We start from the raw sequence: 8,524 nt of genomic DNA, 5'->3' as shown, positions 1-8,524 counted from the left end.
TAATCTTCCTTTTGAAAAGTGATTACATTTCTCAGACTTGCATTTAATTTTAAATACTCTTCCACCTTGCCCTTATCCTTTTCATTTAAGGATACTTTTTGCATAATAGAATTTTCTCTAAAATATATTTCATCATCTACTAGAGCAAATGAATAATTTTTAACCCTATCATCTGCAGGTATTAGTTTTTCTCCCAAGTTTTCATCTATTTGAACCTTTTCATATTTTCCTTTAATATTCTTTATGGCTAATTTTAGTCCTTCTTCTAAGGAAACATCTTCTCTTTCTATACAGGAAAGACTTGTTCCAAATCTTGATGATATTTCTTCCATAGTCCCTATTACCATGTCTGGATTATCAACAAAGTATTTATTGTAACTTAATCCTTTTTCATCTTTATCTAACTTAACCCAATCTTCATCTATCTTTAAAAGTCTATCTCTCTTTTTTAAGAAAATTATATCCGAGGTTACTTCTGTACCGGCTTGTCTTTTAAAAGTAGTATTTGGTAATCTTATAGCTCCTAAAAATTCTGCTCTTTCAGATATATATCTTCTAACGTCTTCACTCTTTTTATCCATTGTTCCCGATGATGTAATAAATGCGATAATCCCTCCATCACGAACTTTATCTAATGATTTAGCAAAAAAATAATCGTGAATAAGAAAATTATTTCTTTCATACTCACGATCTGCTACTTTAAATTCTCCAAAAGGAATATTTCCTATGGCAACATCAAATAAATTATTGGAAAAATTTGTATCTTCAAAGCCTTTAACTTGTATTTTAGCATTAGGATATAAGTGTTTAGCAATTTTACCACTAATCCTATCTAACTCTACTCCATAAAAGTCTGACTCATTCATTTCTTCAGGTAGACTTCCTATAAATCTTCCTATCCCAGCACTTGGTTCTAAGATGTTGCCTTTTTTAAATCCAAAATTAGAAAGAGTTTCATATATATAGTCTATAACTAATTTAGGAGTATAAAAAGCTGTTAAGGTCGATTCTCTTGCTCTATTATATTCTTCACCAGTTAAATTTTCTTTTAAGAAATTTCTCGCATCAAGCCACTGACCTTCCTTTTCTTCGTCAAATACATCAGCAAGTCCTCCCCAGCCTACATACTTTGCTAAAATTTCCTGTTCTTCCTTTTTTGCAAATCTATTTTCTCTTTCTAGATTCTTTAAAAGTTTAATAGCTTCTATATTATTCTTTAGCCTTTGAGAAGGCGGTAAGTTTTCTTCTTCATTTAAGATTTTATAGTTTTCTATGGAAACTTCCTCTATTTCTTTTTCTTGAATAGATTGTTGTTCTTCCAACTTATATTTGATTTTAAGTTTCTTATCGGCTTTTTCTTCTTTAAGATCTCTTGAAAAGTCTCCAAAGCTAATTTGCTTTACTGATTCTATATTTTCTACTTCTTTATTTCCTATAACTTCTAAATCAAGATCATTATAATCATTAAAAAGAATTGTTTCATTTCCTGTAATAAAACCATTCATTAGTCCTGTATTATCTTCTAATTCTATAGTTTTAGGATTTGTCTTATCATTAATGTTAGATATGGTATATTCTCTACCTTGATATCTAACATTAATGCCTTCTTTAAAAGACTTTTCTTCTTGTTTTTCTTTTTCCTTTTCTATTTGCTGATTTAAATATCCCTCTAGAAGTACTTCTCTGTGTCTATCATCCAATAAATAAGGGACACTATTTAATAAGTCCTTATAGCTTTTATATTTTATAGCTGAATTAGTATTCAAAATATATCCATTGTATCGCAGATTTTGTTTAAGGGATTTTTTCTTTGTATCTAAAACTAACTCAACCTCAAAGCCTTCTTTTCCCTTTATGGTGTCTTTAATACTATCTGGAATTTTTAATAATCCATCTTCTACTTTCTTTGATAAAAGTAAATATTCTTCATTTTGAGGATCAAAGTAGTACTCATTTTTTTCTTTAGTATCCTTTTCTATTAGCTTGGATATGACTTCCTTTTTATTTCTTATTTCTTCAATTTGTGTTTTTTCTTCTTGAGATAGGTCCACATTAAAAATAATTTCATTTTCTCTATTTATATAAGCAAGATTCTGATAGGCCCCATTAATTTCAAGATTTTTATTTAGTACATATATATCATCATAGTAATCTGGAAATTGCTGACCAAAACTTTTTATATCTATATCATAACCTTCTTTAAATTTTGTTACTTCATCATCTGATATTTCAAATAAGCCTTCCCTTTCCAATGTAAAGACATCATTTAAATTTCTAAGATTTACATCTTTCATTTTGATAGCCATTTCATCAAATAAGCTATCTACTTTTCTGCTTTCTTCAAAGGATTTGCCCTTATATAAGGTATATACCTTCCCTTGAGGATTGTCCTTTCTTGGATAAACTCTACTTCCTGTTTCTTCTAATTCTATATTCTTTGTTTTCTCTCTATCTACTAGAGCATAATAATAACCTACTTTTACTGCTATTTTATCTTCTAAAATCTCTTTTGCTAATTCTTCTTCTGGGCTATCTCTTAGTATTTCTACTACTTTTAAATTACTTTCTTTAAAAGAATGTGAAAATAGTTTTAAGTCCTTATCAAAATAGGCATCATAGGAGTAATAAATGATTGGATTGTCATTCTCATCATATCCATTAGAAAGATTTTTTATTTTTAAATACTTATTATCTTCTGTTTTAACTATGTCCCCTACTTTTATAGAGTCCATATTCTTATCAGCTTCTACATAATTCTTAAATAAATTATCTAAATATTCTCTATATCTATTTTGGATTCTAATACTTAATTTTCTAACACTTCCTATAGACTTCATATCATCTGGAAGATTGTCCTGTTTATGGGAAACTTCTCTCATTATTTTTGCATATTCTCTTTGAAATACAGAATTAAAACTTGCTAGGGTATCATTCCCTAAATTTTCTCTTGCTTTTATAATTTCTTTTTCTAAATTTTTATCCTTAACTAATACATTAAAAAGTCTATCTTCAATTTGATTTATAGAAAGTATTTTTTCATCTATCTTACTTTCTTCACTAGCCTGATTAAGTTCTTTCTGATTTTTCCCTATTTGTTCATACAGAAAATCGAAGCCCCTTTGATTCGCCTCATTTCCATCACCTATGTCTATCCTATAATAATCAACTTTTTTCCCATCTACTATATGATTGAAATAGAATTTGGAATATCCTACCCATTCATCAGTCATCTGTGGATATTTATCTTCTTCAAATGTCTTATTTTGAAGTCTTATCTTTTCATCTACTTCCTTTATTTCATCTAATAGTTCCTTAGTTAGTCTTTGACCTTCATAATTTTTTTCTATCAGACTTGAACTTTCATTAAATTCAACTATCCAATAATCTTCTTCATTATCTATAAGATTATCTTGATTAAAGTCTATTTTATCTTTACTAATGTAAAATTCCCTAAACTCTTCAAAACCATTTACTATATCATCGTCTATAATTTCCCTATCGGAATTTACTATGATATTTGGAATGTCATCATATTGACTTTGACTTTCTAAAAGATAATATTCTTTTCCTTCTATCTCTTCCTTATCTTTAATATAAAATGTGTCCTCTATTCCCTCAAGAACAATTCCATCTTCTAAATGGTCTAAGGATAAATCTAATTGCTTTTCATAGGCTAATGAGTATAAGTCCTCTTTTAAAGAGTTTGGCATAAAGTCATCATAAATTACAAGTCTTCCATTTTCTCCAATACTTGCTACAGATTGCCCTTGATAGTAGTAGGTAGAAATACTATTTATCTTTTCTGTATAAACCTCACCATCTGTAGGAGGTAGATCATCTTGATAATTTATAGACTCTTGACTTTCTTCTTTTATATCTTTTACATAATTTATATCATGATAAACTTTTTTCTCACTATCCTCTTCAATACTTTCTTCTATATACTTATTTTCTTTAATAAGGTCATTAATTCTTTTTGCAACATCAGACCAAGATAACTTAATTTCTTCAGCATTTCCCTTACTATATTTTATTCCATTTGCATCGTGCCATTCACCACTTCCCATTGCTCCTGATAGGGCATGAGAAGAACCACCTATTCCATATTCATTTTTTAGAAAATCTGCCTTTTCTTTTAAAGTATGTTCTTCTCTAAAAAAATCATATATTCGTTTTTTCCCATCGGAAAATCCACTACCTTTTCGTAAATTCTCATCTATTTCATCTTTTGTAATAAAACTATAGATAGATTCAATATCGGTCAAACTTGACTGGTATACTTTTCTTTCTATTTCTAAGTCTCTAAGATTCTGATAAATTCTATCTACTTTATGGTGATTAAATCGTAAAATATTAGGATTACTCTTGTATTCTTCCAAAAATATTTCATATTCTTTTCTTAATTCACTTCTAAAATTCTTATCTTTTAGTTTTCTACATAAATTTTCTGTTTTTTCTTGGAAGTTTTTTTCTTTTATTTCACTTAGACTTTTAAGATAACTATCTTTTATTTCATCGGAAAAATCTTCTTTTAAATACCAAAGTTTTTCTGCTATTTTTTCTATTTCATAAGACGAACTGTCTACTAATTCTACATTAGTAGCAAATTCTCCTCTATCTAATAAATCATTAATATTACTAGCTAAATCCTCCCAAGAAACTATTTGACCTTCCCTATATCTTGCTCCATCTCCCTCTTTAAAAATTGCTCCTTTTTCTCCAAACCAAGCTGAAATTCTTCTTCCATCTATTTCAAAACCATTAGCTCCTATATATGTTTCTTTTAAGAAGTTTGCTTGTTCTTTCAAGGACTTTCCCTTAGAAAACTCTGCTATTACTGGCAATCTACCATCTTGATTATTTCCACCATAGATTAAAAATGTATCTATTTCTCTTTGGCTTATTGGACTTGTAATAAAGGTCTGCTCTTTCTGATTATTGGCAGAAAAAAAGGAAGTAGACTCTACTTCCCCTGTATTTTTAATTTCATGTTCATTTTTTAAACTAGGATAATCTCCTTTTCTCCCATCTCTTGTAGGAGCATATCCATATTCTTCTTGAGTCCTATATAGTTCAGATAGTCCTTTTCCTTCAATTCTTCTGTCAGTCCCCAAGCTTCCATCATCTTGACTTCTTCTCGACTGATAAATTCCTCTATTTCTTCTTCCTTGGATAGTAGATGACTCATTAATGTCCCCTGTAGATACATTATCTGATAGTCCTCTTTCTTGCTTTCCTTGAGAAAGTTCAACCTCATCCTTCCCCAATAATTGAGCTTTCCTATATCCACTTCTTTCGGCATCTCCATATTTGGTACTAATACTTCCACTTCTTGATTCATCAGTTCCATCTTGTAAGTCCCTCCATGTATCTCGAATGGATTCTCCTTGATTACTGGTGTGTAAATTCCTTCCTCTACTAGATATTCCTTGTCTGCTAATACTACTTTCTCTTTCATCTTCTAAGCCTCCTTCTTCTATATCTTTATTTATATTAGCCGTTAATTCATTATAACGCTCCTTTACATCTTTTGTCTGCTCCCAATTTCTTCTTTCTTGAACTTTCTCTGAAATTTCTAATTTATTTATTTCTCTTCCTAAATCAATTAAAATATTTTTACTTATATTAGATGTAAAATTTAAAGCTTTATCTATGTCCACACTTGATATTTTAGATAATATAGACAAATCTTCTTCCTTTAGTTCATAGGAAACTCCCATTCTCTCACTTACGGAAACTTTTACAGATTCTTTCAGTAAATTAAAAAGATCTATCTTTTGAATAGCCTTAAGGCTTTCATCGGATAGACCTTCTAATGTTTCATCAAATTTTCTTCGAACATAACTTCCTGCTAAGGCATCTATTTTATCTTCTTGACTCAATAAAAGCTGGCTATCTTTTTCTTTAAACTTATCTATTAATTCATCTAATAAGTTTAAATGTTTTTTGCCATCATATTCCCATAATTTCACCTCAGAAATGTTGTGATCAACGCTTACCGTTTGCCTTATATCAAAGATATATTTTATTTTTCCATTTTCTATATCTAAAAGCGGTATTCCTTTTTCTCCTCTTTTGACACTCCTACCTATGCTCTTCCAGTAATCAAATTCCGCACAAGCTGTAGCCTTGGTATCCATATTGTAAATAGATATTTGGTGTATATATGGATACTTATAGTTGTTACCTACTACCTTTAAATACTCTTCATATTTCTTTATATCTTTCTTAAATTCTTCTTTTGCAAGATATATTGATCTACTTAAATCTACTGTATCATATCTTGGCATTCTATCCCTCCTTGTTTTAGTAATAAAAAAAGAAGATATATTTTCTATACCTCCTTAACCATTAAGCTTTATTGTTCCTTATTTTTTCATTTAAACTCTCTTCATATTCTTTTAGTTCGCTAATTATCTTTTCAAATGGTATTTTTTCTTCAAATATCATATTTTTCATACTATCATAATCTTTGGAAAAAATCTCCACTCCTTCTTTTGATGGAATTAACTTTATTCTTCCTTCCATTATCTCATCATATTTCGCCCAATTACTGGCATAAAATTTTTTCTTAAATTGAATAACAGAATTTAATAATTCTAATTGAGAAAAACTTTCTTCTTTTATGTCAGTAAGTAGCATTTTATATACATCATAAAAATGTCTTGAATACCTTGTAGGATAATTTCCATTTACTCTGTTAGCCTCTCTGTGTAGTATAGTTATTTTTTCATAAAAAGTCCTTAAACTATTTACAGATACAACTTCTATATTTTCATTAAATACCTCTGGATAAGTTTCCTCTATATAGGTTTTTATCTTTTTCCTACTTGATGGAATCGGTTCTGCTAAACTTCCTATTTCTAATCTTATGACTTGAAGTATGGAGTTATCTTCATAATTTTTAGGATAATCAAAGGCAATAGTTTGTCCGTCTATTTCATCAATATAAAAATTATATTTCCTGTTCTTTAATAATTTTTTAAAATCTTTTTGCAGGGTTGGCAAAAATTCTTCTTGTATAAACTTTTTTGTATCTTCATTTAGTTTATCATTAAATTTTAATTGCTTTGTTTTACTCCTCTCTTCATAAGGCTCTAACTTTTCATAGCCCAAGAGTTGCCAATTAAGAGCAAGATCTATATCCTCTGAAAATCTTTCTATTAATTTATATACTTTAGATAAACTTGTACCCCCTTTAAAGACAATATAGTCCCTATATTTAAAATCACTAAATAGATATTTCAAAATAATACAGACCCATAAGTCCTTCTCCACAATTGCCTTTGACAAGTTCAATTTATCTGATGTATTTTGTATAACTAATTCAAGTTCTTCATTTGATATTTCTAATAGCTTTTTCATTATTAATCTCCTGTATTTTCTCTAATATTTCCTGTACCCAAAATGGTAGCTTTAAGGTATCACGCTTTAAGTCTTCTTTAATATTTTGGGAAAATACGGCTAACTTCTTGAGTTCTTCTTCCCCTATCCCATCTTTTCCCAAAGCTCTAATTGCTTGAACTAAAATAGATAGTTCTTTTGAATAAGATGTAATGTTTCTATTACTTGTGTGTTTAAATAGTATCTTCTTATTTCTGTAATCATATTGCCTATATGGTCCATCAGAAATATATATATATTCGTTTGGAACTTGTGTAGATAATCCAGTATAATTTAAGGCTGTATCTCCTGTTGGAGATATGGTCCAAGAAAATTTATCGGCTATCTTTTCTGCCAAGGCGTTTGCATCTGGATAAGAATATTCTTTAAGGATTTCGCTATACTTAGGCTTTGTATATAATCCATCTATAAGTCTTGTGATTTTATCTTCTTCATTTAATCGGTATAAAACGGATTTGATTGTATTCTTTGTCCCCAGTCCATAGAAGTCATTAATAGAAAAAATTTCTCCTGTATTTTTTGTCATTATATCTTCTATTTTCTTGTTTATTGATTCCATTTCTAATACCTCCTGCACCTAAAATTATATACTTTTGGGTGCAAAAAATCAATTGGGCGACATTTAATTTTTGCACTTTTCTTTAAATTCTTCTCTTGCAAGATATATTGATTTACTTAAATCTACTGTATCATATCTTGGCATTCTATCCCTCCTTATTTTAACAATAAAAAAAGAAGATATATTTTCTATATCTCTTTAGCCATTAAGCTTTATTGTTTTTTGTATCATCTATAAAACTTCCTGCACCTAAAATTATATATTTTTGGGTGCAGGAAATGCATTTTATTAATAACTACTTTTTCCATGGTAAATTACTTCATAAATCAGAAAATGCTCATCAAAGACATTCTTCTATCTTTTCTATTTTTCCTTTGCCTATTATTGATATTCTTAGTTTCCCTTTAAGATGTTTAAGATGTGCTTATCTTTTCTTGTAAGTTAGCTATGTTTTAAGATTACTTTCCTTTATATCCTTGCTTTTGAAAAAACTTATATCTACTATTATCTTTCTCTGTTTTTATAATCAATTTATTTGCAATATCTACCAATGGTGTTTTT

The 8,524-nt window shown here is 28.8% G+C and carries 3 protein-coding genes and 1 pseudogene; all 4 read right to left on the bottom strand.

Features of this window, described 5'->3' with window-relative positions; translation table 11 throughout:
• Positions 1-3,710, bottom strand: a pseudogene (locus KHW44_RS10105) (conjugal transfer protein); the annotation flags it as partial.
• A gap of 1,289 nt (positions 3,711-4,999) precedes the next feature.
• A complete protein-coding gene (locus KHW44_RS10100) occupies positions 5,000-5,302 on the bottom strand; it encodes a TnpV protein (protein ID WP_369680514.1) in 303 nt (100 codons plus the stop codon).
• Positions 5,303-6,351: 1,049 nt separating this feature from the next.
• On the bottom strand, positions 6,352-7,365 hold the full coding sequence (locus KHW44_RS03785) for a nucleotidyl transferase AbiEii/AbiGii toxin family protein (protein WP_304066163.1): 1,014 nt from the start codon (positions 7,363-7,365) through the stop codon (positions 6,352-6,354).
• Positions 7,337-7,963, bottom strand: a complete 627-nt coding sequence (locus KHW44_RS03780) for a DUF6088 family protein (RefSeq protein ID WP_304066160.1) — start codon at positions 7,961-7,963, stop codon at positions 7,337-7,339. The genes KHW44_RS03785 and KHW44_RS03780 overlap by 29 nt, the downstream gene beginning before the upstream one ends.
• Positions 7,964-8,524: the final 561 nt, after the last annotated feature.

The sequence above is a fragment of the Finegoldia magna genome (genome assembly GCF_018371055.1).
In the GTDB taxonomy this organism is placed as follows: domain Bacteria; phylum Bacillota; class Clostridia; order Tissierellales; family Peptoniphilaceae; genus Finegoldia; species Finegoldia magna_I.
This window is presented reverse-complemented; position numbering and strand designations above follow the sequence as displayed.